The organism is Nonomuraea soli (assembly GCF_013761175.1).
Classification (GTDB): domain Bacteria; phylum Actinomycetota; class Actinomycetes; order Streptosporangiales; family Streptosporangiaceae; genus Nonomuraea; species Nonomuraea soli.
In genome coordinates this window covers 10,301-32,154 of the sequence record NZ_JACDUR010000006.1, presented here as the reverse complement: position 1 = coordinate 32,154, position 21,854 = coordinate 10,301, and the positions used below count along the sequence as shown (strand labels likewise).

The window sequence follows — 21,854 nt, the reverse complement described above, 5'->3', positions numbered from 1 at the left end:
GTTTCGTGCTCGCAGCGTAGGTAAACGCCACGTTTCACGTCAATAGGTGGCGATGGAAGCGCTCCCAAACTGGGCAGAAAGTTTTCGGCTACACTCCGGATCATGTCGACTCGCAGGCGCGTGACCATCGCGACGATCGCCGAGGAGGCCGGGGTCTCCATCCCGACGGTCTCCAAGGTCATCAACGGCCGTCCCGAGGTCGCGCCGGAAACCCGGCGCAAGGTGGAGCGCCTCCTCCACAAGCACGGCTACCAGCGCCGTGTCAGCTCGGACGACACTCCGGCAGGCCTGGTCGACCTGGTTTTCGCCGAGATCGAGAGCCCCTGGGCCATGGAGATCGTGCGCGGCGCCGAGACCGCGGCGCACGATGCCGGCTCCAGCGTCGTGATCTCGGTGCTCCACACCCACGCCGGTCCCGGGCGCGACTGGCTGGAGCGCCTGGCCGCCCGCCGCACCGACGGCGTCGTGATCGTCGCCTCCAAGCTCTCGGGCGACGTGCAGGCCCAGCTCACCGCGCGATCGCTGCCCTTCGTCGTGGTCGACCCCGAGGGCGAGCCCGCCCCCGGCGTCGTCTCGGTGGGCGCGACCAACTGGCACGGCGGCCTGGCCGCCACCCGCCACCTGCTGGAGCTGGGCCACCGCAGGATCGCGATGATCTCGGGGCCCGCCGACATGTTGTGCAGCCAGGCGCGCATCGACGGCTACCGCGCCGCCCTGGAGACCGCGGGGGTGGCGGTCGATCCCGCGCTCATCCGCCGTGGCACGTTCCTGGTCGACTCCGGGCACGACGAGGGGCATGCGCTGCTGGAGCTGCCCGACGCGCCGACCGCCATCTTCGCCGGCAGCGACCTGCAGGCCTTCGGGGTGTTCGAGGCGGCTCGGCAGCGGGGGCTGCGGGTGCCGGTCGATCTCAGCGTCGTGGGCTTCGACGACCTGCCGCTGGCCCGTTCGGCCTGGCCGCCGCTGACCACCGTGCGGCAGCCGCTGCAGGAGATGGCGGCGCTGGCGACGCGCACCGTGCTGGGCATGGGGCGCGGGGAGGCGCCGGAGATGCGGCGGGTGGAGCTGGCCACCGAGCTGATCGTCAGGGAGAGTACGGCGGCGCCGCGCCCCTGAGAGGCTCAGCCTCCCACCGGGCCCGGCGCGGTGGCGTGGTCCTCGTCGAGGATGTCGGCCGCCGAGATGACGATGAGCGGATCGGGCGTCCCGACCACATCGTGGTCCTTGTCGTCGTAGTCGAACAGGCTCAGCACGTGGCGCATCGCCTCCAGGCGGGCGCGCTTCTTGTCGTTGCTCTTGATGACTGTCCAGGGCGCCGCCTCGGTGTCGGTGTGCAGGAACATCTCCTCCTTGGCCTCGGTGTACTGCTCCCACTTGTCCAGCGAGGCCAGGTCCATCGGCGACAGCTTCCACTGACGGACCGGGTCCACCTGCCTGATGATGAAGCGGGTGCGCTGCTCAGCACGCGAGACCGAGAACCAGAGCTTGACCAGGTGCAGCCCGGACTCCACCAGCAGCTGCTCGAAGCGGGGCGCCTGCTCGAAGAACTCCTGACACTCCTCCGGGGTGCAGAAGCCCATGACTCGCTCGACCCCGGCGCGGTTGTACCAGGAGCGGTCGAACAGCACCATCTCCCCCGCGGACGGCAGATGGGCGACGTAACGCTGGAAGTACCACTGGGTGCGCTCGCGCTCGGAGGGCTTCTCCAGCGCCACGACGGAGGCGCCGCGCGGGTTGAGGTGCTCGGTGAAGCGCTTGATCGTGCCGCCCTTGCCCGCCGCGTCCCTGCCCTCGAAGAGGATCACGAGCCTGCCGCCGGTCGACTTGAGCCAGTACTGCAGCTTGAGCAGCTCGATCTGGAGCAGGCGCTTGTCTCCGTCGTACTCCGCGCGGCCCAGGCGCACGTCGTAGGGGTAGTGCTGGCGCCAGGTGTCGACGGGGCGCCCGTCGGCCAGCGTGAGGATCGGGTCGTCGTCGGCCGAGTCGTCCACCATCAGGCCTGGCGTGGAGTCGAGAAGGTCCGTGTTCAGGTTCGTCAGCTCCATCGCAGGCTCCATCCGGTTCATCTGGTCCCTTCCATGCTCCATCGGCTCCGGCCCGGCCCTTCGGCCGCCCCCTCCACCTGACCGGGAGGGGCGGCGGGTATGCGTGCGGAGCCCGGTATTCATCGATTCTTCATCGGGACCCCCGCGTTGACGCGCGGCCTGAACTCGGCATACGGTTGGCGGGCCGAAATTTCTCGCAGCCATTCCGAAACTTTCGAGGCGACCGAATTCCCGTCCGGGACTTACGGTGGCCGCGCTGGGCCGCTAGCGTTGGAAAGCGCTTACCCCTTTAGAAGGAGTCTCATGATCCGCGTCGCAGTGGTCGGCACCGGCGGCATCGCCAGTGGCTGCCACATGCCCGCCCTGGCCGCCCAGGCACACCGCGCCGAGGTGGTCGCCGCCGTCGACGTCGACGCCGACCGGGTGAAGGCGTTCGCCGCCGAGCACTCGATCCCCGCCGCCTACACCTCGCTGACCGAGATGCTCGAAGCCGAGCGTCCCGATCTGGTGCACCTGTGCACGCCGCCGTTCCTCCACGCCGAGCAGGCCCGCGAGTGCCTGGAGGCGGGCGCGTGGGTGTGGTGCGAGAAGCCCCTGGCACTGTCGCTCGCCCAGGTCGACACCATCGCCGCGGCCGAGTCCGAGGCCGGTCCTTACTGCTCGGTCGTCTTCCAGCACCGCTTCGGCTCCGGCGCCCGGCACCTGCGCGCACTGACCGCCGACGGCACGCTCGGCCGCCCGCTCGTGGCCCAGTGCGTCACCGCCTGGTTCCGCAACGACGCCTACTTCGAGGTGCCCTGGCGCGCCAAGTGGGCCACCGAGGGCGGCGGGCCGACCATGGGGCACGGCATCCACCAGTTCGACCTGCTGCTGTCGGTGTTCGGCGAGTGGAGCGAGATCCGCGCGATGGCCGGGCGGCTGGCCCGCCACACCGAGACCGAGGACGTCTCGATGGCGATCGTGCGCTTCGCCAACGGCGCGATGGCCTCCATCACCAACAGCGTGCTCTCCCCGCGCGAGGAGAGCTACCTGCGCTTCGACTACGAGCAGGCCACCGTGGAGCTGCGGCACCTGTACGGCTACGACAACGGCAACTGGAGCTCGGAGTCCGAGCTGTGGTCGCCGCCCGAGAACATCGCCAGCGGCCACCACGCCCAGCTCGACGAGCTGCTGAACTCCTTGGAGCGTGGCGAGCGGCCGGCCGTCAGCGGGCCCGAGGCCCGCGCCACCATGGAGCTGGCCGCCGGGCTGTACGCCTCGGCGCTCACCGGGCAGCCCGTCAAGCGCTCCGACCTGACCCCCGGCCACCCCTTCTACCACGGCATGAACGGAGGCCTGTCCCTGTGAAGGACACCGGCAGCGAACTGATCTACGAGGTCGACGGCGTCGAGCTCTTCCGCTACGTCTACCTCCCCGACATGCCGACCTTCGAGTCGCCCAAGCCCTACTTTCACCCGCTGCGCACCCGCGCGGGCCACCTGGTGAGCTCCTACCGGCCCAACGACCACCGCTGGCACAAGGGCCTGCAGTTCACCGCCTCCGAGGTGTCGGGCGAGAACTTCTGGGGCGGCCCCAGCTACACCCGCGCCGACCAGGCCTACGTCGGCCTGCCCAACAACGGCAGCATGCGCCACGAGGAGTGGGTGTCGGAGGGGGTCGAGCGGCTGACCTGGTGGACCCAGGCGGGCGAGCACTGGGTCGACGAGACCCGTACGCTGGCCGTCGACCACGGCGACGACTGGTGGTCGCTGGACTTCTCCACCCGGCTGGTGAACGTTCGCGACGAGGACCTGGTCTTCGGCAGCCCCACCACCAACGGCCGCGAGCTGGCCGGATACACCGGCCTGTTCTGGCGTGGCCCGCGCGACTTCACCCACGGCACCGTGATCTCCCCCACCGGCCAGGCCGAGATGATGGGCGAGAAGGCTCCCTGGCTGGCCTACGTCGCCGAGCACGACGAGGTCGACGCCCACTCGACGCTGCTGTTCGTCTCGGACCCCGACCAGGTCTGGTTCGTGCGCCGCGAGCCGTTCGCCGCGGTCAACCCGTCGTTCGCCTTCTTCGAGGAGGTACGGCTCGCGCCCGGCCAGGCGCTGGAGCTGTCGCACCGCGTGGTGGTCGGCGACGGCGCCTGGGAGGCCGAACGGCTGCGGGAGTTCGCGTGACACACCTGCCCGGCGGGGTGGGACTGTCGGAGCTGCGGGTCTACGACTGGCCCGCGCCCGACGGCGTCTGCGGCGGCTCCCCGCACATGCACCTGGTCTGCTCGGAGGCGTACGTGGTGGTGGAGGGCTCGGGCAGCGTGCAGACGCTGACCTGGTCCGGCTACGCCGAGACGCCGCTGGAGCCCGGCGCGGTCGTGTCGTTCTCGCCCGGGACCATCCACCGGCTGGTCAACGGCGACGGGCGGCTGCGGATCGTGGTGGTCATGCAGAACAGCGGGCTGCCGGAGGCCGGTGACGCCGTCTTCACCTTCCCCCCGCACGTGCTGGCCTCCGGCGAGCTGTACGGCCGGGCGGCGGCGGGCGGTGACGAGGAGGCGGTGCTGCGGCGGCGCGACCTCGCCCTGGCGGGATTCTTCGCCCTTCGTGACGACCCGAGCGGCCTCGCGGCCTTCCACGAAGCGGCCGGACGGATCGTGTCGGGCAAGCTCGACGAGTTCGAGAAGCGGTGGAGCGCCGGCGCGCGCGCCATGGCCGAGGCGACCGGCGAGCAGCTGGCCGCCCTGCGCCGCGGCGAGCTGTCACACCTGCGCGAGGCGGCCGTCGGCGGCACGGTCCCGCACGACCGCCTGGGCATGTGCGGCCACCTGCGGGCCCACCAGAGCTGACCGGCACGGCAGCGGCGCACCGCGAGCCCTTCGCGGGCGCCGCCGCTGGTGCACCGTCGTCAGGGGACGCTCCGGATCTTCCACACCAGCCCGGCGCCCAGCAGGACCAGCGCGGCGGAGGTGAGGAAGAGCACCGGATAGCCGCCCAGCCCGGCGACGATCGGCCCGGCGATCACGGGCGCGACCACCTGCGGGCCGGAGTTGGCGATGTTGATGACGCCCAGGTCCTTGGCCCGGCCGTCGGCCGCCGGGAGCACCTGCGTGACCAGCGCGTTGTCGACCGACATGTAGACGCCGAAGCCGATGCCGAGCACGGCCGCGCCGATCATGACCGTCGTCCACGTGGGCCAGAAGGCCAGCATGACGGCGGGCAGCGAGCCGATCACGCCGGCGACGGTGACCAGGGTCTTGCGTTTGCCGAGCCGGTCGGAGACCTTGCCCGCGACGACCGTGGTGGAGACGACGAAGGCCGTGTAGATGAGGATCAGCACCAGCAGCCCGTCGGTGGCCTGCTCGCCCGGGAACAGGCGCTCGTAGCCGACCGCGTCGGTCAGGAAGTACAGCAGGTAGAGCATGACCACCGAGTTGCCCAGGTTCATCAGAAAGCGGGTGATCCAGGCCCAGAAGAAGTCGGGATGGGCGCGGGGGCTGATCCAGAAGGACCTCAGGCTGAACGGCGGGCGGGCGGTCAGGCGGGGATCGGGGGTGGTCAGCACGAAGGGCAGGACCAGCAGCGGGATGAGGGCGGCGATCAGGAAATATCCGGACCTGGTGGTGGTGGCCACGATCGTGACCAGGACCACCGCCAGCACCACCCCCAGGGTCTGCGGGATGCCGATCCAGCCGGAGACCTCACCGCGTTGCCGTACCGGCACATGATCGGGCACGCCCGCCGTCATCGACGCCTGCATGGAGTTGAGCGCCGCCTGGGCCAGGCACCAGCCGGCCGCGATCCACACCACCGAACTCTGCAACGCCAGGAAGGCCAGCGCCAGGCCGCCCAGGAGGCCGCCGGCCAGAGTCCACGGGTGCCGCCTGCCGTACCTGGAGGTGGTCCTGTCGGACAGCGCCCCCGCGACGGGATTGGCGAGCATCGCCACCAGCGCGCCGACCCCCGTCACCCAGGCCAGCGCCTGCTCCTTGCCGCCCGGCGCGACCTGCGCGATCTGCTGGGGCAGCAGCACCTGCAGCGGGGCGATGTAGCCCATGTACAGGCCTAAGTTGACCAGGGAGATCGTGGCGATCCACCACGGGCCGACTCGTTTGACCGGTTCCGCCAGCGCGGCATCCATGGGACCTCGCTCATGATCGCAGGTGCCCGGATGTTACTCCTGAGTCCGCCTCGCGACCAGCACCTCGGTGGTGTAGGGAACGCTCCATGTGCCCTCCGGGTGCGCCTGTTCGACCGCCCGCCGCAGCGCCGTCAGGAACTCCTCCCGCCGCTCGCCCAGCCTCGCCGGGGTGGAGATCGACAGCGAGAGCTGGTAGCCGATCACGCTGTCGACGTCCCACACCACCGTGCGCTCGGACGTCACCCGCTCCAGCCGGGCGAACGGCGAGGTCTCCAGCACGTCGTCGTGGTGGAGACCGGTGTCCTGGTAGGAGCCGCGCGCCTGGTGGCGGGTCAGCCCGAACTCCTCGCACACCCGCTGCGCCACCGGGTGCCACTCCTGATGATGGGCCTCACGCGTCGGGCCGACCAGCGCGATCACGCCACCGGGCGGCAGGAGGTCGTCGAGATCGGCCAGGACGGCCAGGCGGTCCATCCAGTGGAAGGACCGCCCCATCACCACATGATCGAAAGGGGGCAGCTGCCGCAACATCGTCGAATCGGCCTTGATCCAGCGGATGTTCGCCACCCCGGCCTTGGCGCCCTCCTGGAGCATCTCCTCGTCGGGGTCGGCCGCCAGCACCCGCGCCACGTGACAGGCCAGCGGGACCGCGATCGTTCCAGGGCCGCTGCCGAGGTCCAGCACGGTGGCCGCCGGGCCGAAGGTCCTGGCCAGGTGCGCGATCGCCGCATCGCCGTGGCTCAGGCGATATCGGGCGTAATAGGGGGCCGCTCCGCCGAACAGGTGCTCCATGGATGCGACCATATACGGGTTCCATGAAGGTCTAAGGAAGGTCAAGAGCTGTGCGGCGGTTGCTCACAGTCCTGCTGGTCGCCTGCGCGGCAGCCTGGGCGCTCATGCCCGGGGCGGCCTGGGCGCACGACGTGCTCGTCGGCAGCGACCCTGCCGACGGGGCGCGGCTCGACGCCGCGCCGTCGGAGGTCACGCTCGTCTTCAACACGGCGGTCCGCACCGGCTACGCGCACGTCAACGTCACCGGTCCCGGCGGGACCTCGTGGGCCGACGGGAGCGCGGTGGTGCGGAAGGAGCGGGTCAGCGTCAAGGTGCGGCCGCTGGGGGCCGCGGGTGAGTACGTGGTGGGATATCGGATCCTGTCGTCCGACGGGCATCCGGTGTCGGGGAAGGTGACCTTCACGCTCACCAGGCCTGGACCGGGCGCCGAGGCGCCCGCCACGCCCGGCGCCACACCGGCCGCCACACCGACCGCCACCCCGACCGGCACCCCCACCGGCACCCCCACCGCCGCCCCGACCGGCACGCCGGTCCCGTCGGCCGCCGGCGGCGACCAGGCGGGCCAGGGGGCCGTCTCCCCCACCGGCCCCGCCTCCACCGCCCCCGACCTCAGCATGCAGGCGGCCGAGGCCGCCGCCAACGGCGGGGCGGGCATGGCGGTGCTGTGGATCGGCGGCGCGCTGCTGGTGCTGGCGGCCGGCACCGTCGTCGCCCTGCGCCGCTCGACCCGCGGCGAGGACCGGGCATGACGACCCTCACCGCCGCCGCTCCCCCGCGCGCCACCCCCACCACCCGGCTCCTGCTCCCCGGCCTCTTCACCGTCGGCGCCCTCCTCGCCGTGGTGATCGCCAGCACGCTCACCGCCGAAGAGGCGGTCCCCGGCATCCCCCTGCCGGGACCCGCGGTCGAGTACGGCCTGCCGATCGTCCGGGTGCTCCTCGACCTGGCCGCCGTGGCCGTCGTCGGCCTGAGCGTGCTCCCCAAGCTGCTCGGCTTCGACACCCCCGACACCACCGAGCCGATCATGCGCAGGGTCCGGCCCCTCGCCGTGACGGCCGCCTGGGCGTGGGCGATCACCGCCCTGCTGACGATCGTGTTCCAGACCGCCGAGCTCAGCCCCGGCGCGATCCCCACCCTCGGCATGATCGCCGACTACGTCGACAGTGTCGGCGCCGGCCAGGGCATGCTGTTCAGCGCCGCCTGCGCCCTGGTCGCGGCCGGCATCGGCCTGATGGCGGTGCGCTTCGGCGAGAAGGTGCCCGCCGAGCTCCGCATCGTCGTGGCCCTGTTCGGCCTGCTGCCGATCCCGGTGACCGGCCACGCGGTCGACTCGGTCTGGCACGACCCGCTGATGATCTCGATGGAACTGCACGTCATGGGCGCGGCCGTCTGGACCGGCGGCCTGATCGCGGTCATGACGTACGCCCGGCCGCTCCTGCCCGAGGTGCTGCCGAGGTTCTCCCGCCTGGCCACCGTCTGCCTCCTGCTGGTGTCGGCCTCCGGCCTGGTCAGCGGCCTGGGCACGATGGCGCTGACGCCCGGCGGCGAGCTGCCCGGCGCGCTGCTGACGACGGAGTACGGCCTGCTGGTCGTCACCAAGGTGGTGCTGACCGCGGCGCTCGTGCCGGTGGCCGCCTACATCAGGTTCAGGCTGATGAGACAGCAGAAGACCTCCGTAGCCGTGTGGGCGGCGGCGGAGGTCTCCATCATGGGGCTGGCCTACGGGGTGGCGGTGGCGATCACGCGCGCCTCGATCGGCTGATCCTGCGAGCGCAGGTCGAAGCGGGTGACGAGCCACTCGCACAACAGCCAGAGCACCATCAGCCCGCCTCCGGCGTACACGGCGGAGGCGGTCATCAGCGGTGGCGCTCCGAGCAGGTCGTCGAGGCCGTTCAGCGTGCCGTACACCTGGCCGAGCACCGCGCTCTGCGCGGACAGCGCCGCGTAGACACCCGCCGTCACCAGCACCGAGCCCACCACGGCCCGCACCACCGGGTGGCCGAGCAGGAACGCGACGTCGACACAGAGCGCACCGACGACCAGGAAGAACGGCACCGCCGACGGCGGGAAGTCGGTGTAGGTGAGCAGCGGCCAGATCAGCGTGCGGAAGCCCACGTAGGCGCCGGCGACGAGGGTCGCGGCGCCGAAGCGCCCGATCATCATGCGTGCCACGGCCAGCACCGCCATGCCCGCGACGACCGCGTAGGCCGGGTAGAGCCAGTCGGGCACGGGCAGCGTGAAGTTGACCATCATCTGCCGGTTGATCGCGCTGCCCATCTGGTCGGCGGCGAACTGCTGCAGGATCGGCTCGGCGTAGCTGACGCCGTTGTCCCACGCCTTGAGCGACAGGATGCCGTACTCCTGATGTTGTTCGGGGAAGTGCACGTTCTCCAGGAAGAACACGAAGAACACCCCGAGCACCAGCTTGCCGCCCCCGCCGACGAACCAGCCGCGGATCACGCCCGCGATCATGAAGAACGTCCCGACGTAGAGCAGGATGTGCGAAGGGCTCCACGAGGTGATGTCGAGCCCGTTGATCCGGTGGTTGATCAGATCGAGCGGCACCGCGACCAGGAAGATCCCGGTCCCCCACTGGATGAGCCGCAACGCCGTCTTGTCGACGCCGTAGCCGGTGTAGCCGTGGATGATCGTCAACGCCACGACGATGGCCGTGCCCACGCTGTTGAGCAGGTGCGGCGGCGCCAGGTCGTCACGCAGCCACTTGAAGTGCCAGGAGACGTCCCACGCCGAACCCAGCACCTTCAGGCCGAAGGCGACGAGCCATCCCATGTACAGAAACGTGAACAACTCGCGCGGCGTCTCCCGACCTGCGGGTCCACGGGTCCAATACGGCATGGCATGCCTGATCAGCCTCCTGGGGCTGAAGGTACCAAGCGATTGCGGCGGCATGACGTGCTCCTTCGATATGGCAATCACACGATGACGGTAAGTAAGATTTCCGCTAGGATCCGAACTGGCGATCGATTAGCGAGGGAGGCTCGTGACGTTTCGGCGATCCTCTGAGAAGCAGACTGGGCTGACGTCGGTGGTGCAGGTGCGTCTGTCGCCGACGCCCGCGCAGGCGGTGGCCTTGGCCGCAGCGGTGGAGGTGGCGAACAGGGCGGCCGCCCTCGTGTCGCGCCTCGCGTGGCGACATCGGTGTTTCGGCCGGGTCGCCCTGCATCGGCTGGCCTACCATCGTGTGCGCGCCGAACTGCCCCGATTGGGCGCGCAGGCCGCCAACCTCGCCATCGCCCGTGTCCACAGCGTCTACGCCCATCGGCGCAAGAGCCGTCAGCGCGCCCATGGCTTCCGGCCGAGCGGAGCGGTGCCCTACGACGCGCGCATGCTGACCTTCAACCGCGATGCCCGCACCGCCTCGATCTGGACTCCAACGGGTCGGGTGAGCGTGAGCTACGCCGGAAGGGATGCCGACGAGAGAGCCATCGAAACGCTGCCGGTCGGCGAGAGCGACCTGATCTGTCGCGGCGGGAAGTGGCTGCTGCAGGTCACCGTCACTCTGCCGACGCCGAATCAGGCGGAGCCCGTCAACGGATTCCTCGGCGTCGACCAGGGCGTGGCCAATCTGGCTGTCACCAGCGACGGCCTGGTCCTGCCAGGAAAAGCCCTCCCTGGCACGATCGCGGGCAACGGGCATGTACGAACCGTGCGAGCACGCCGATTCCGTCAGCGGCGACGCCTGCAAGCGAAAGGCACCCGTTCGGCCCGCCGGGCGCTGCGGCGTCTGTCCGGGCGCGAACGCCGGATGATGACGGACGTCAACCACCAGATCACGGCATACGTGGTGCGCGAGGCCGAACGCACCGGCCGCGGCATCGCCCTGGAAGATCTCCGGGGCATCCGCGGAAGGGTAAGGGCTGACCGGCTCCAGCGGCGCACTCTGCACGGCTGGGCGTTCGCCCAGCAGACCGCATTCACTCGATACAAGGCCGCGCGGGCCGGTGTCGCGTTCGTCCTCGTGGACGCCGCCTACACCAGCCAATGCTGCCCATCGTGCGGATACGTGTCGCGTGGCAATCGGCCAACGCGTGGCCGCTTCGCCTGCCTCCGGTGTGGCCTCGCTGGGCACGCCGACCACATCGCGGCCGTCAACATCGCCCAACGCGGCGTCGACGGCTGGGGGACAGTCAACTCCCCGCACGCTACCGGCCTCCCTTCAGCCAGACGGGATCGTGAGAGCAAGCCACCGGCACCAGCTCGTGGCCGTTGACGGGGGAGTACATTACCGTGCCATGACCTTCCAGATCAGGCCTGCCGTTCCCGCCGATGCCAGGGCGATCGAGACAGTGCGGATCACTTCCTGGAAGAGCGCCTACCAGGGCATCGTCTCGGACGAATACCTCGACTCCCTCGAGGTCACCGCGCAACGGGTCGAGTTCCGCGCGGAGTCTCTGGCCGACGGCCACTCCGCGGCCTTCGTCGCCGTCGTCGGCGGCGAGATCCGCGGGTTCTCCGCCTACGGCCCGGCGCGCGAGTTCGAGGGCGACGAGGTCTACGCGATCTACCTGCTGCCCGGTGAGTTCTCCACCGGGATGGGGCGCGCCCTGATGGACGCCACCCTCGACGACCTGCGTGCACGCGGCTCGCGCAGCGTCGGGCTGTGGGTGCTGACCGACAACGCCCGCGCGCGCCGCTTCTACGAGGCCGCCGGGTTCACCTGGACGGGCGGGGTGCAGCACTGGGACCAGCTGGAGGAGCTGCACTACTCCCGATCGCTGCCAGCCGTACAGGAAGATGCTTCAGGCCGTTCTGGAAGTTCGACGTCAGCCTGACCGGATCGCCGGCCGGTTCGACGCTCCAGGCCAGCAGTTCGGTGAAGACCGCGCGCATCTGCGTCCTGGCCAGGTGGGCGCCGAGGCAGAAGTGCGGTCCGAAGCCGAAGCTGACGTGGTCGTTGGGCCGGCGCGCGGGGTCGAAACGGTCGGGGTCGGAGAAGACCTCGGGGTCGCGGTTGGCCGAGGCGTGGTAGACGACGACCTTGTCGCCGCGGGCGATGTCCTGACCGCCCAGAGTGAGCTCCCGGGTCGCGGTGCGCCTGAAGTCCATGACCGGCGGCCAGAACCTCAGCATCTCCTCCACCGCCGCCGGGACCTGCTCAGGCGTCAAGGCGATGCCGTGGTCGAGCAGGGTGAGCAGGCCGCCGGGGATGGCGTTGCGCAGCGTCTCGTTGCCGGCCACGGCGAACAGGAAGAACATGTTCTCGAACTCCTCCTCCGTCAGCCCGCCCCTGAGCATGGCGGCCATGACGGACTCCTCGTCGAGCGGGTGCCCGGCCAGCTCGTGCGCATAGCCGTACATGTCGCGTAGCGCGGCACGCGAACGCGGGTTCATGCCGGGTTCGAGCCTGGGCCGCAGCGCCAGCGCCCGCCTGCCGATGTCGCTGAGCCCGCGCGCGGTCTCCAGGCCGGCGTACTCCTCGTCCTGGTAGCCGATCACCCGGCTCGCCCAGTCGTGCAGGAGCCCGCGATCCTGCGGCGGCACGCCCATCACGTGCGCCAGCGTCCACACCGGCAGCTCGGCCACGACCTCGACGAAGTCGCACTCCCCCGCCGAGAACAGGCTCGCCGCCCTGGCCCTGATCTGCTCCTCCAGCTTGCGTACGGCACGCGGCGTGAACGCCCCCGCCACGATCCCGCGCAGCCGGGAATGCTCGGGCGGGTCCCGGTTGAGCATCATCTGCCGGACGAACTCGAGATCCTGCGCCGTGTCCGGATCCCGGATCTGCGTCGCGCCCAGGTGCGAGGAGAAGTCCTCGGGCGTGCGCAGCACGTGCTTGACGTCCTGATGACGGAAGACCGCCCAGTAGCCGGGCCCCGCCTTCCAGGGCCCCACCTCCGGCTCCTCCACCCAGCACACGGGAGATTCTCGCCTCAATCGGGCGAACAACTCGTACGGCACGCCCCGCGCATAGGTCTGCGGCAGGAAGACTTCCTCCATGCCTGCCAGCGTGCATCATGGGCGTGTGACTCCTGAAGAGGGCGACGCCATCCTCCGTGACAACTTCGCACCCTGGATCCTGGATCTCGGCCTGACCACCGTCGAGACCGGCCCCCGCCACGCGGTCCTCCGCCTGCCCTGGTCCGACAGGCTGGCCCGCGAGGGCGGCGGCCTCAGCGGCCAGGCCATGATGGCCGCGGCCGACACCGCCACCGTCATCGCCCTGTCGTCGGCGCGCGGCGGCTTCGTGCCGATGACGACCGTGCAGCAGTCGACGACCTTCCAGCGTCCGGTCACCGGCAAGGATCTGCTGGTCACCGTCGAGATCACCAAGCTGGGGCGCACCCTGGCCTTCTGCGACGTCACGCTCACCCCCGACGGCTCCACCGAGCCCGCCGCCCGCGCCAGCACGGTCTACGCCATGCTCGGGTGAGCGCCTCCTAGGATCACTTCATGGCCCTCGACTTGTTCGCAGGAATCCCGGTCAGCGACTTCGCCGCGGCTCTGAAGTGGTACGAGCGGCTGCTCGGCGACCCGCCCACTTTCTTCCCGCACGACGCGGAAGCGGTGTGGGAGCTGGCCGAGCACCGCTACCTGTACATCGAGCACCTGCCCGAGCGTGCGGGGCACGCCATGCACACGATCTTCCTCGACGACTTCGACGCGCGCACAGCCCAGATCTCCGAGCGCGGCCTTGAGCCCGCCACGAGCGAGACCTACTCCAACGGCGTGCGCAAGGCGACCTACCGCGACCCCGACGGCAACGAGATCGGCTTCGGCGGCGCTCCGGTCTGAGCCCGGCGCGGTCACTGGACGGGTCCGCCCGACTGCGCGCTCCGGCCCCGGCCTGGCTAGGGGCGGGCACCCAGCAGGTCCACCCAGCCGGAGGACAGGATCGCGACCTTGCGACCGCTCACCTCGGCCATGCGCACCGAAGCGCCGGTCCGCTTCTCCGGCACGTCGGGGCCGTCGTAGGCGAAGGAGAGCAGCCGGGCCCCGGTCGGGTCGATGATGAGCCGGGTGTCGTCACCCGGCAGTCCGATCTCCACGCCGGCGCGCCCCATCGGATCGGTGACGCCCTGCTTCATGGTCAGGCCGAGCTGAGCGGCGAGGAGCCTGAGCACGGCCGCGCGGGTCGCCGGAGTCGCCGGAGAGCCGAGGAGATACCTGGCGGCGCCGAGCACGAACGACGGATAGGACCGCACCCGCTCCGCCGTCGCCGCCTCGGCGAACAGGCCCCTGTCCACTCCGCGGTAGGCCTGGCGTAGCCAGCGGTCGAGCGCCTGCTGGTCGCCGGGCAGGTCGACCACGCTCTCGTCGGACACGAGCGTGCCCCCGATCGCCGCCTGGAAGATCATCGGCCCGTGGTCGACGGTCTTCTCCTCGGGTAGCACCGCGCCAGGACGAGGCGGAATGTGGGCGGAGTCCTTGCCGGTCACGAGACGGCCGCCATCCGGGGCTCTCCAGACCTCGTCGGTGACCGCGAGTACACCGCCCCCCGCGACCGGGTCGAACACCCGAGTGCTGGAGAACCAGTAGCGGGCGCGGGTCCCGGGAGTACGCGCCACGGTTTCCGCACCGGCCAACAGGAAGGAGCGAACGTCCGTCAGGTGAGCGGGGGTGGCACGGTCGTGCACGGCTGGCCTGACGGTCTGCGCCGCTTGGGGCGCGGCGGGCGAGCTCTCCATCGCGTACAGCACGCCTATCGCGGCCGCGGCGGCGAGCCCGAGCGCGATCTTGAGCAGGCGTGCGGGCACCGGCGGGCGTGGCCGCTCCGCGGTGGCGAACGCGGCCGCCAGGTCGCGCGCGCGCCGACGGCGGTGGCTCTCCTCGGTCACGGCGTCGGGGCGCAGGCCGAGCATGAAGTCGTCGGGGGTCATCGTTGCTCCTCCAGGGTGGATGCGGCACGGTCGAGGGCTTGCGCCAGGCGGCGGCGGGCGCGATGCAGCCGGACGTTGAAGGCTCTGGCCGTGCAGCCCGCGACGCGGGCAGCCTCAGCCGGCGTCAGTCCGTACCAGCTCGCCAGGACCAGGGCCTCGACGTCGCCCTCACCGAGTCCCGCGAGGGCCGCGAGGGCGGCCTCCCGCTGAGCGATGCGTTCGGCGACATCCGTCTCGGGCGGCGGGGCGAGTCCCGCGAGCCGGTTCGCGAGAGCCTGACCTCGTAGTCCGGAGGAGTGCTGCTTGCGCACGAGGTTGCGGGCCGCGCTGAGCAGCCATGGCAGCGCCGGGTCAGGGACCTCGCGCAGCCGTCGCCACGTGGTCAGGAACGTCTCGCTCACCACGTCCTCGGCGGCTTGCGAATCTGCCACACGCAGCAGGACGTAGCCGAGAACATCGCGGTAGTGCCGGTCGTAGAGCTCGGTGAAGCGTTGATGGGAATGGTCCACGAAGAGGAGTCCTTGAGCTGGTTGAAGCAGCGTTCGGCGTGATCACAGCTCTCACGAAACGACGCCGGCGCGCTCTGGGTGTCAAGGGGCGTCGCGGCCTCGCCGTGGACGGACAGGCCCGCCCCCGCCCTGGACGGGAACGAGCCTTCGCGGCAACGCGCGCCGCCCGAGGTGCCGGGGCTAGAAGGTGCCGCCGCACCAAGGGCCGGTGATCGTGGGGCAGCACCGCCACGTGCCGACCGGGTCGGCGGTGTTGGGCGCCGCTCCGCCGACGAACCGGTCGAGGACGGTCTCACCCGACGGGTGCACGGTCCCTTCCGCACGGGCGTGCGGCGCCTTCCACTGCAGGATCAGCTCGTGTTCTTGCCTCATGTGTCACTCCTTTTATGCCGGCGGACAAGCGGACCGGCCTTGGTTTTCAGCCGGGCGTCCAGCGCCTCGGATCGCGGCCGAGGCGCCGGACGGGTTCACGAACAGGCTCGCGTCAGCCGCACAGCAGGCTCATGGACGTCTTGCAGCAGCCGTAGGTGAACACCGAGTACGTGATCGACATCCTTCCGCCGACGAGCTGCTCCTCGAGGGCGGCCTCACCTGACGGGTGGGCTGCCCCGGCCGCACGGGTGTGCGGGTTCTTCCACTGGTCGATCAGGTCCTGGCTGGACATGTGCTCTCCTTTTCCGATGAGGGGTGGTGACCGGGGTCAGACGATGGTGCAGAAGCTCCAGGAGGTCTTGCAGCAGCCCCAGGTGTCCCAGCCCTCGGTGGCCGGAGGACGGCCGCCGACGATCATGCGCGCCAGGACGACGTCGCCCGCCGGGTGCTCGGTCCCGGCGGCCCGGGTGTGCGGGTTCTTCCACTGCTGGACGAGCTCGTGATCGGACATGCTTGCTCCTTGGTGTCGCTGGGTGTCGGTGACGGCTAGATGGTGACGCCGCAGTTCTGCGACTTGGTGTAGGTCGGGCAGCAACCGATGGACAGGTAGTACTCGGTTCGCGCCGGCCTACCGCCGACGAGGTCGTCGAGGACGACCTCCCCCGAGGGGTGCGCTGCCGAGATGTCGCGCAGGTGCGGGGTCTTCCACTGGTGGACCAGCTCGTTGTCAGACATGCGGGGCTCCTTGGCCGATGGGGGCGGGCCGGTTGGCCGTGCCCTGGAAGGGATGATTCGGATGAGGGGCGAACAGCCTGGTGTAGACACCTCCCTGCGTGACGAGCTCCTCGTGACGGCCGAGGGCGCACACGCGGCCCTGGTCCAGGACGAGGATCTGGTGGGCGTCGCGGATCGCGCTCAGGCGGTGGGAGACCACGATCCGCGTGACCTCGAGCCTCGACAGTTCCGCGTCGACGCGGCGTTCGGTGTCGGGGTCGAGGTGGCTGGTCGCCTCGTCGAGGATGAGCAGACGAGGACGGTGGATCAGGGCCCTGGCCAGCGCGACCCGCTGGCGCTGCCCGGCCGACAACGCCGCGCCGGCCTCACCGACGAGCGTGCCGTAGCCCATCGGCATGGCGAGAACGTCATCGTGCAGCCCGGCGATGCGGGCGGACCACACGAGGTCGCCGTCCGAGGCGTCGGGGCGGCCGAGTGTCAGGTTGTCTCTGATGGATCCGTTGAAGAGGTTAAGGTCCTGCAGGACGGCGCCGCAGCGCGAACGCAGGTGGTGGATGTCGAGGTCGTCGAGAGGGTGGCCGTCGAAGCGCACGACGCCGCCCGAGGGCCGCAGCAGGCCGAGTACCAGCAGGGCGATGGTGGACTTGCCCGACCCGGTGCGCCCGACGATGCCCAGCTTCGATCCGGCGGGCACGGAGAAGGACACCTCATGCAGAACGGGCGGCGCGTCGGTCTGGTAGTGGAAGGTGAGGCCCTCGACATCGACCCGGCTCGCGGCGCCTTCCGGCAGGCGCCGGGCGCCGGTCGGCTCCTCCTCGGCGTCGACGATGTCGTAGACGCGTTCGATCTGGCTGCGCAGCATGGGATAGCTCTGGCCGGTCCCGGCGAGCGTCTGGATGGGGATCAGCACGGCCAGCGCGACGGCGTTGGCCGCGAGCGCCGTGCCGAGCGTCATCTGTCCCGACAGGACGAACACCAGGCCGAACAGCAGCAGGAGCAGCGGCGTGAGCGTCGCCAGCGCCTGGTTGACGGCGTCGAGGACGGCCGTGATGCGGCTGCGCGCGATCAACGCACCGCAGTAGCGCTCCAGCAGACCGCTCCAGTGGTGCTCGGCCCTCGGTTCGGCGCCGTTGGCCTTGACCGGGACGATGGCCTCCAGGGTCTCGGTGAGGTAGCTCTGCTCCTCGGCCTTGGTCGTCAGTTCTCGCTGATAGACCGCGCCCACCCGGGGAGAGACCCGGACCACCATGACCATCTGCGTGACGGCGAGCGCCAGGACGACGGGCAGATACCCGGGAGCCAGCAGCGCCAGCCCGATCAGGTAGCCGGTCAGGAGTGCCAGGTCCAGCACCGTGGTGAGCAGGCGCTGGCTGACGCTCTCCCTGGTGGTCGAGACGCTCCCGAGCCTGGCCAGCAGGTCGCCGCGCCTGCGCTGGATGTAGAACGACAACGGCAGGCGCAACATGTGCCTGATGAGTTGTCTGCCCAGCACCCGCTCGGCCCGGACGCTCAAGGTGAGCACGGCGAGTTCGCGCAGCAGCGTCATGAGCCCGGCGATCAGCGTGGTACCCGCCACGACGGCGATGAAGGCGGGCAGGACGTCGGCCCGTTGACCGGGCGCGAAGCTGTCGACCACCTGCTGGGTGGCGAGAGGCAGCACGAGGGCCAGCATTTTCAGCACCACAGCGCAGGCGACGACCGCGCCGAGCAGGGGCCCGCTGCCCGGCATCGCGATGAAGTCACGCAGGTAGCGGATCATCAGCCGATCGCGGACGGGCGTGCGCCGCCGGACGAAACCGGCCTGCGGCGTGACCCTGACGACGACACCGCTGTAGCGCCGCTCGAAGTCCTCACGGCTCAACCACGCTCGCCCCGAGCCTGGGTCGGCGATCCGCACCCGCCTGGCGTCGGCCCGTTCGACCACGACGAAGTGCTGCTCGGTGAGGAAGGCGATGACCGGCTCCTCGACCGTGCGCGGAACCTCCGCCCTTTCCGTGCGCACGTGCAGCCCCAGCTTGGGTCCGGCAGCCGCGAGGTGGGCGGTCGACACACCGTCGCGCCCGATGCCGAGGAGCTCACGGCACTCGGCGACTCGGGTGTCCCGCCCGTGGAAGCTGGCGATCATGGCCAGGCACGCCGCGGCGCACTCGGTGGTGGTGAGCTGGTGGCGCAGTGGTACGCGTGCCATCAGCTCACCCGAGCCGCAGGCGCTTCGAGCAACAGCACGGAGGGCACCTCGCCGGGCGCGGCCAGACGCAGGAGACCGTAGCCGATCCCGGCCAGGCCGTTCATCAGCCCCGGAGTGCCGGTGTCGCCGGGCGTGCCGCAGCGGGGACCGTGCGTGCGCAGGTCGCGCAGCAGTCCGGCGCCGCGCGCGGTCAGTGCCTGGGCGACCTCGGGCCGCTCCCGCAGATGGAGCAGCAGTTCGAGGTTGCCGAGCTCGCCGTGGCACAGACTGTGGTTGGTCATCGGCCCGTGAGCGAGCTCGGCGGCCACCGCTCTGGTGAGGTCGGGGTCGGAGCCGAGCGCCAGCCTGGACAGGCCCACGCCGGGCGCGCCGTGACACCAGGCGTGCAAGGCACGCTCCCCGCCCGCGCCGTCGCGGAAGTCGGGCCAGTTGCGCTGCTCTGCCGAGTACAGACCGTGTTCGTAGGCGAACGCGCCGAGGGCGACCCGCCGGCAGCTCTCGTCGCCCGCGGCGTCCGCGTAGCGCAGCAGCGCCCAACCAATGCCCGCGGCCCCGTGCGAGAAGCCGGCCAGCGGCTGCGCGGAAGGCATCTCCGTACGCCAGGCGAACCCTTCCGGCATGGCACTCGCCGTTGAAACGAGGCGTTCGGCGCAGGCCTGCGCCGCCTTCCAGGCGGCGGCGAGTCGAGTCGTCTCGTGTACCGCGAGCATCGCGGCCAGGGTTCCGGCGCTTCCACCGATCAGGTCGAGCATGGAGTCGGTCTCGGCCGCCGTCGCACACAGTTCTGCCACGAGTTCGGCCGAGGCGGCCAGCTCCGGGTCGTCCAGCAGCGCCGCGAGATGCACCATGCCGTACACCGATCCCGCCAGGCCGCTGTAGGCCCCCATGAGGGGCAGGTCGGCTGCCTTGCCCACGACGTGCCGCATCGGCGCGACGGCGCTGCGGGCGAGGTCGGCGTAGCGTTGCTCACCGGTGGTGACGGCGATCCTGGCCAGGAAGAGCGCCACCCCGACGTAGCCTCCGTACAACTCCCAGCCCAGTGGGCGAGGGGCCCAATACTTGTCGTCGAGCATCTCCAGACCGAGCCAGTTGGCCCGCCCGGGTCCGAGCCAGGCCTGCTCGGCGACGAGGTCGGCGACCATGACCGCGGCGCTGGTGAGTTCCTCGGGCGTGGCCGGGGTGGCCGGTTCGTCGTGGAGGGAGGCGGTGCCGATGAAGGCGCTCATGCCCGACAGGTCGCGGCTGATCATCGAGGCCCTGATGAACCACTCCTGGCGCACCCTGTCCTGCTCCCCCATCGCGCGGACCTTACGGATGGCGCGCTCTAGCGGAGGTTCGGCCAGCAGACCCGCCAGGCGGGAGCCGTCAGCGGACCAGACGTCGCGGCTGCCCGGCCGGGTCATGAAGATCGGCACGTCGTTGCGCCACAGGTCGCCCATCTCGTGCTCGATCAGGCGCTCCAGAGTCTCGTCGTCACGTGACAGCGCCCACAGGTAGTCCAGAACACGATCGCGGTCGAGCCCGTGCCTCAGGTGGTCGGGATGGGTGGACTCGCTGAGCAGCGTCACGTAGGTCTGGGTCGCGCGCATCACGACCCTCACCTCTTCGTCCGCGAACGTGCGCATCAAGGTGACCAGCTCTTCAGGATGCGCGGCGATGACGTCGTAGGCGCGTGCGAACCCCGCCAGCAACGCGGGCAGATGGTCGGCGGGCTCGGGCACCACGTCGTCGCCCGCCACGTGCGGGCGGTTCTCCCTGCCTGTGAAGACCGGGTGCTCGCGCACCAGTCGCATGATGTCGGTGCCCGCGTCCGCATAGGTGGCCGCCTTCATCGGGACCATGACGTCCTTGTCCCCGCCGAGTCCTGACATGTCGATCACACCGCCGTCGCCGACCATGAGCACGGGCAGCAGCGCGCTGCGCCCCACCGACGACTCCGCCGCGGCCAGTGCGGGATCGCCTCGGTACTCCGGCAGGGACGGCTCGAACGCCGGGTGGAAGAGCGCCTCGAGGTCGACGAGGACCGGTTGGTCGGCGCACGCGATCAGGTTCTCGCAGTGGAAGTCGGCCCCGTCGAGGGCATAGAGCACGGCCAGCAGCGCGCCGAGCCGGTGATAGTACTGGTCCACATCCCCCGCGGCGGCGCACGGCAGGTGCTCGGCGAACTCGACCCAGCCGTAGCCGTCGCGGCTGATCACGCCGAGCCTGATCAAGCCGAGCTCAGGAACCCGCTCGTTGAGCCAGCCCAGAACATCGTTGAAGCACCGATGCACCCCGAGCGGACGAGGCTTGTAGACGATCTTGGCGCCGTTGGCGAAGGTCAGGACGGCGACCGATCTGCCGCCCTGATGGTTGTCGCCCCCCAAGCTCACGGCCGCCAGCGGGCCCGGGTCCACGCCGGCGAGAAGGCTCTCGACGATGGAGTCCCGATCGGCCGCGAACCTGCGCACCATCTCGACCTGTCCGGTCGCGAACTGCTCGGACTCCTGGACAAGCAACCGGGCGAGCACGGTGTACTCGCCGCACAGGGCGGCGAGCGCCTCCGGCCGCCGAAACCGGCGGACGAAGTCGGCGTAGCGTTCCTGCGGCGTGTCGCCGAGCAGCCGGCCACTGACGCGCAGCACGTTGAGTTCCAGGACGAGCGTGCGGGCGGCGAGATCGCGCAGCGCGCCGTGCAGCCGCTCCGACCAGCACGCCAGCAGCGCGTCGACGTCGCAGCCCGGCGTGAGCCCGGCGAGCTCGTCACGGATACGACGCAGCGCCGGCCTCGCGAACGGCGTCAGAGTGACAGCGAGACCCTCGATGTCATCGGACCGGTCGGCGTCCGCGAGCGCGACGGCGACCTGGTCGGCCCACGTCGGCCGGGCCAGCCTCGACTCCAGGGCGTCGGGCTCCTCCTCCAGCAGGTCACGCAGGCGATCGAGGGTGAGCCCGGTCGCGGCCAGCCGCCTTTCGAATTGGCCGCTCTGGCGCAGCTCGTGCCGTTCCTGCCACTGGTCGAGCCGCCAGCGGGTGATGGCGCTCTCGCTCTCGGACGTCGCGCAGTCCTCGGGCCGCGCGATGCGCTCGGCCAGGCTCGTGCCCGAGGTCCACCAGGCCCCGGGCAGCTCCGCCCGCGCTTGGCCACGTTTCAACAGACGCCCCCTCATCGTGCTCTCCGCCGCCTTCTGCTGGGGCAACGGACTTATGAGGAGAGATTTTCCAGGCGCCCTTGTCGATCACTTGTAAATGACTTGATAAACCACGTTTTCGC

23 protein-coding genes are annotated in these 21,854 nt (G+C 70.5%); 10 read left to right on the top strand and 13 right to left on the bottom strand.

From position 1 onward, the window contains the following. Nucleotides 1-102 precede the first annotated feature (102 nt). Nucleotides 103-1,116 carry a LacI family DNA-binding transcriptional regulator gene (locus HNR30_RS28350; protein WP_181613130.1) on the top strand — a complete coding sequence of 338 codons (1,014 nt, stop codon included), beginning with the start codon at nucleotides 103-105 and terminating at the stop codon, nucleotides 1,114-1,116. A 5-nt stretch (nucleotides 1,117-1,121) separates the two neighbouring features. Here HNR30_RS28350 and ppk2 read toward each other — a convergent pair whose 3' ends face one another. Then, nucleotides 1,122-2,045 carry a polyphosphate kinase 2 gene (ppk2, locus tag HNR30_RS28345; RefSeq protein WP_246379550.1) on the bottom strand — a complete coding sequence of 308 codons (924 nt, stop codon included), beginning with the start codon at nucleotides 2,043-2,045 and terminating at the stop codon, nucleotides 1,122-1,124. Nucleotides 2,046-2,348: 303 nt separating this feature from the next. Here ppk2 and HNR30_RS28340 point away from each other — a divergent pair, with 303 nt between their 5' ends. The 3 genes from HNR30_RS28340 to HNR30_RS28330 are packed head-to-tail and all read left to right on the top strand — an operon-like array spanning nucleotide 2,349 to nucleotide 4,875. Beyond that, complete coding sequence (locus HNR30_RS28340; RefSeq protein WP_181613128.1) at nucleotides 2,349-3,392, top strand: Gfo/Idh/MocA family protein; 1,044 nt, start codon at nucleotides 2,349-2,351, stop codon at nucleotides 3,390-3,392. Further along, nucleotides 3,389-4,210 (top strand): DUF6807 domain-containing protein, encoded by an 822-nt coding sequence (locus HNR30_RS28335; protein WP_181613127.1) that lies wholly within the window; start codon nucleotides 3,389-3,391, stop codon nucleotides 4,208-4,210. Before HNR30_RS28340 ends, HNR30_RS28335 begins: the two co-directional genes overlap by 4 nt. Further along, a complete protein-coding gene (locus HNR30_RS28330; protein WP_312894689.1) occupies nucleotides 4,207-4,875 on the top strand; it encodes a cupin domain-containing protein in 669 nt (222 codons plus the stop codon). Before HNR30_RS28335 ends, HNR30_RS28330 begins: the two co-directional genes overlap by 4 nt. 59 nt (nucleotides 4,876-4,934) lie before the next feature. Here HNR30_RS28330 and HNR30_RS28325 read toward each other — a convergent pair whose 3' ends face one another. Together HNR30_RS28325 and HNR30_RS28320 are read right to left on the bottom strand one after the other, a co-directional pair. Then, complete coding sequence (locus tag HNR30_RS28325) at nucleotides 4,935-6,167, bottom strand: MFS transporter (RefSeq protein WP_181613126.1); 1,233 nt, start codon at nucleotides 6,165-6,167, stop codon at nucleotides 4,935-4,937. A gap of 33 nt (nucleotides 6,168-6,200) precedes the next feature. Then, nucleotides 6,201-6,959 (bottom strand): class I SAM-dependent methyltransferase, encoded by a 759-nt coding sequence (locus HNR30_RS28320; RefSeq protein ID WP_181613125.1) that lies wholly within the window; start codon nucleotides 6,957-6,959, stop codon nucleotides 6,201-6,203. Nucleotides 6,960-7,009: 50 nt separating this feature from the next. Between HNR30_RS28320 and HNR30_RS28315 the strand changes: the two genes are divergently transcribed. Together HNR30_RS28315 and HNR30_RS28310 are read left to right on the top strand one after the other, a co-directional pair. Next, complete coding sequence (locus tag HNR30_RS28315; protein WP_312894688.1) at nucleotides 7,010-7,708, top strand: copper resistance CopC family protein; 699 nt, start codon at nucleotides 7,010-7,012, stop codon at nucleotides 7,706-7,708. Further along, the gene (locus HNR30_RS28310) at nucleotides 7,705-8,721 is read left to right on the top strand and encodes a CopD family protein (protein WP_181613124.1); all 1,017 of its coding nucleotides are present in this window, start codon (nucleotides 7,705-7,707) and stop codon (nucleotides 8,719-8,721) included. Before HNR30_RS28315 ends, HNR30_RS28310 begins: the two co-directional genes overlap by 4 nt. Here HNR30_RS28310 and HNR30_RS28305 read toward each other — a convergent pair. Beyond that, nucleotides 8,679-9,749, bottom strand: coding sequence for a hypothetical protein (locus tag HNR30_RS28305; RefSeq protein ID WP_246379547.1), 1,071 nt, complete (start codon nucleotides 9,747-9,749; stop codon nucleotides 8,679-8,681). The two genes, HNR30_RS28310 and HNR30_RS28305, sit on opposite strands and share 43 nt — an antisense overlap. A 211-nt stretch (nucleotides 9,750-9,960) precedes the next feature. Here HNR30_RS28305 and HNR30_RS28300 point away from each other — a divergent pair, with 211 nt between their 5' ends. Together HNR30_RS28300 and HNR30_RS28295 are read left to right on the top strand one after the other, a co-directional pair. After that, complete coding sequence (locus HNR30_RS28300; RefSeq protein ID WP_181613123.1) at nucleotides 9,961-11,190, top strand: RNA-guided endonuclease InsQ/TnpB family protein; 1,230 nt, start codon at nucleotides 9,961-9,963, stop codon at nucleotides 11,188-11,190. 22 nt (nucleotides 11,191-11,212) lie between these two features. Next, nucleotides 11,213-11,752, top strand: coding sequence for a GNAT family N-acetyltransferase (locus HNR30_RS28295; RefSeq protein WP_181613122.1), 540 nt, complete (start codon nucleotides 11,213-11,215; stop codon nucleotides 11,750-11,752). Here the strand turns inward: HNR30_RS28295 and HNR30_RS28290 are convergent. After that, entirely contained in the window at nucleotides 11,634-12,917 is a 1,284-nt protein-coding gene (locus tag HNR30_RS28290) for a cytochrome P450 (RefSeq protein ID WP_181613121.1), read from the bottom strand. The two genes, HNR30_RS28295 and HNR30_RS28290, sit on opposite strands and share 119 nt — an antisense overlap. A gap of 25 nt (nucleotides 12,918-12,942) precedes the next feature. Between HNR30_RS28290 and HNR30_RS50315 the strand changes: the two genes are divergently transcribed. Next, nucleotides 12,943-13,350, top strand: a complete 408-nt coding sequence (locus tag HNR30_RS50315; protein ID WP_220134130.1) for a PaaI family thioesterase — start codon at nucleotides 12,943-12,945, stop codon at nucleotides 13,348-13,350. 20 nt (nucleotides 13,351-13,370) lie between these two features. Further along, nucleotides 13,371-13,712 (top strand): VOC family protein, encoded by a 342-nt coding sequence (locus tag HNR30_RS28280; RefSeq protein ID WP_181613119.1) that lies wholly within the window; start codon nucleotides 13,371-13,373, stop codon nucleotides 13,710-13,712. A 56-nt stretch (nucleotides 13,713-13,768) separates the two neighbouring features. Here HNR30_RS28280 and HNR30_RS28275 read toward each other — a convergent pair whose 3' ends face one another. From HNR30_RS28275 to HNR30_RS28240, 8 genes are all read right to left on the bottom strand, one after another. Next, the gene (locus HNR30_RS28275; protein ID WP_181613118.1) at nucleotides 13,769-14,797 is read right to left on the bottom strand and encodes a hypothetical protein; all 1,029 of its coding nucleotides are present in this window, start codon (nucleotides 14,795-14,797) and stop codon (nucleotides 13,769-13,771) included. After that, the gene (locus HNR30_RS28270) at nucleotides 14,794-15,306 is read right to left on the bottom strand and encodes an RNA polymerase sigma factor (protein WP_181613117.1); all 513 of its coding nucleotides are present in this window, start codon (nucleotides 15,304-15,306) and stop codon (nucleotides 14,794-14,796) included. The genes HNR30_RS28275 and HNR30_RS28270 overlap by 4 nt, the downstream gene beginning before the upstream one ends. 180 nt (nucleotides 15,307-15,486) lie before the next feature. Then, nucleotides 15,487-15,678, bottom strand: coding sequence for a hypothetical protein (locus HNR30_RS28265; RefSeq protein WP_181613116.1), 192 nt, complete (start codon nucleotides 15,676-15,678; stop codon nucleotides 15,487-15,489). A gap of 112 nt (nucleotides 15,679-15,790) precedes the next feature. Then, the gene (locus HNR30_RS28260) at nucleotides 15,791-15,970 is read right to left on the bottom strand and encodes a hypothetical protein (protein ID WP_181613115.1); all 180 of its coding nucleotides are present in this window, start codon (nucleotides 15,968-15,970) and stop codon (nucleotides 15,791-15,793) included. Between the two features lie 36 nt (nucleotides 15,971-16,006). After that, a complete protein-coding gene (locus tag HNR30_RS28255) occupies nucleotides 16,007-16,189 on the bottom strand; it encodes a hypothetical protein (RefSeq protein ID WP_181613114.1) in 183 nt (60 codons plus the stop codon). 35 nt (nucleotides 16,190-16,224) lie between these two features. Beyond that, nucleotides 16,225-16,413 carry a hypothetical protein gene (locus HNR30_RS28250; RefSeq protein WP_181613113.1) on the bottom strand — a complete coding sequence of 63 codons (189 nt, stop codon included), beginning with the start codon at nucleotides 16,411-16,413 and terminating at the stop codon, nucleotides 16,225-16,227. Beyond that, entirely contained in the window at nucleotides 16,406-18,601 is a 2,196-nt protein-coding gene (locus HNR30_RS28245; RefSeq protein ID WP_181613112.1) for a peptidase domain-containing ABC transporter, read from the bottom strand. Before HNR30_RS28245 ends, HNR30_RS28250 begins: the two co-directional genes overlap by 8 nt. Continuing rightward, nucleotides 18,601-21,735, bottom strand: coding sequence for a type 2 lanthipeptide synthetase LanM family protein (locus HNR30_RS28240; RefSeq protein ID WP_181613111.1), 3,135 nt, complete (start codon nucleotides 21,733-21,735; stop codon nucleotides 18,601-18,603). The genes HNR30_RS28245 and HNR30_RS28240 overlap by 1 nt, the downstream gene beginning before the upstream one ends. Nucleotides 21,736-21,854 lie beyond the last annotated feature (119 nt).

Excerpts from the sequence above, each read along its gene's own strand:
- HNR30_RS28340 (WP_181613128.1), top strand. The coding sequence starts at position 2,349 with ATGATCCGCGTCGCAGTGGTCGGCACCGGCGGCATCGCCAGTGGCTGC.
- HNR30_RS28255 (WP_181613114.1), bottom strand. The coding sequence starts at position 16,189 with ATGTCCGATCACGAGCTCGTCCAGCAGTGGAAGAACCCGCACACCCGG.
- HNR30_RS28325 (WP_181613126.1), bottom strand. The coding sequence starts at position 6,167 with ATGGATGCCGCGCTGGCGGAACCGGTCAAACGAGTCGGCCCGTGGTGG.
- HNR30_RS28310 (WP_181613124.1), top strand. The coding sequence starts at position 7,705 with ATGACGACCCTCACCGCCGCCGCTCCCCCGCGCGCCACCCCCACCACC.
- ppk2 (WP_246379550.1), bottom strand. The coding sequence starts at position 2,045 with ATGGAGCTGACGAACCTGAACACGGACCTTCTCGACTCCACGCCAGGC.
- HNR30_RS28295 (WP_181613122.1), top strand. The coding sequence starts at position 11,213 with ATGACCTTCCAGATCAGGCCTGCCGTTCCCGCCGATGCCAGGGCGATC.
- HNR30_RS28290 (WP_181613121.1), bottom strand. The coding sequence starts at position 12,917 with ATGGAGGAAGTCTTCCTGCCGCAGACCTATGCGCGGGGCGTGCCGTAC.
- HNR30_RS28245 (WP_181613112.1), bottom strand. The coding sequence starts at position 18,601 with ATGGCACGCGTACCACTGCGCCACCAGCTCACCACCACCGAGTGCGCC.
- HNR30_RS28280 (WP_181613119.1), top strand. The coding sequence starts at position 13,371 with ATGGCCCTCGACTTGTTCGCAGGAATCCCGGTCAGCGACTTCGCCGCG.
- HNR30_RS28275 (WP_181613118.1), bottom strand. The coding sequence starts at position 14,797 with ATGACCCCCGACGACTTCATGCTCGGCCTGCGCCCCGACGCCGTGACC.
- HNR30_RS28260 (WP_181613115.1), bottom strand. The coding sequence starts at position 15,970 with ATGTCCAGCCAGGACCTGATCGACCAGTGGAAGAACCCGCACACCCGT.
- HNR30_RS28350 (WP_181613130.1), top strand. The coding sequence starts at position 103 with ATGTCGACTCGCAGGCGCGTGACCATCGCGACGATCGCCGAGGAGGCC.
- HNR30_RS28265 (WP_181613116.1), bottom strand. The coding sequence starts at position 15,678 with ATGAGGCAAGAACACGAGCTGATCCTGCAGTGGAAGGCGCCGCACGCC.
- HNR30_RS28320 (WP_181613125.1), bottom strand. The coding sequence starts at position 6,959 with ATGGAGCACCTGTTCGGCGGAGCGGCCCCCTATTACGCCCGATATCGC.
- HNR30_RS28305 (WP_246379547.1), bottom strand. The coding sequence starts at position 9,749 with ATGGGATGGCTCGTCGCCTTCGGCCTGAAGGTGCTGGGTTCGGCGTGG.
- HNR30_RS28250 (WP_181613113.1), bottom strand. The coding sequence starts at position 16,413 with ATGTCTGACAACGAGCTGGTCCACCAGTGGAAGACCCCGCACCTGCGC.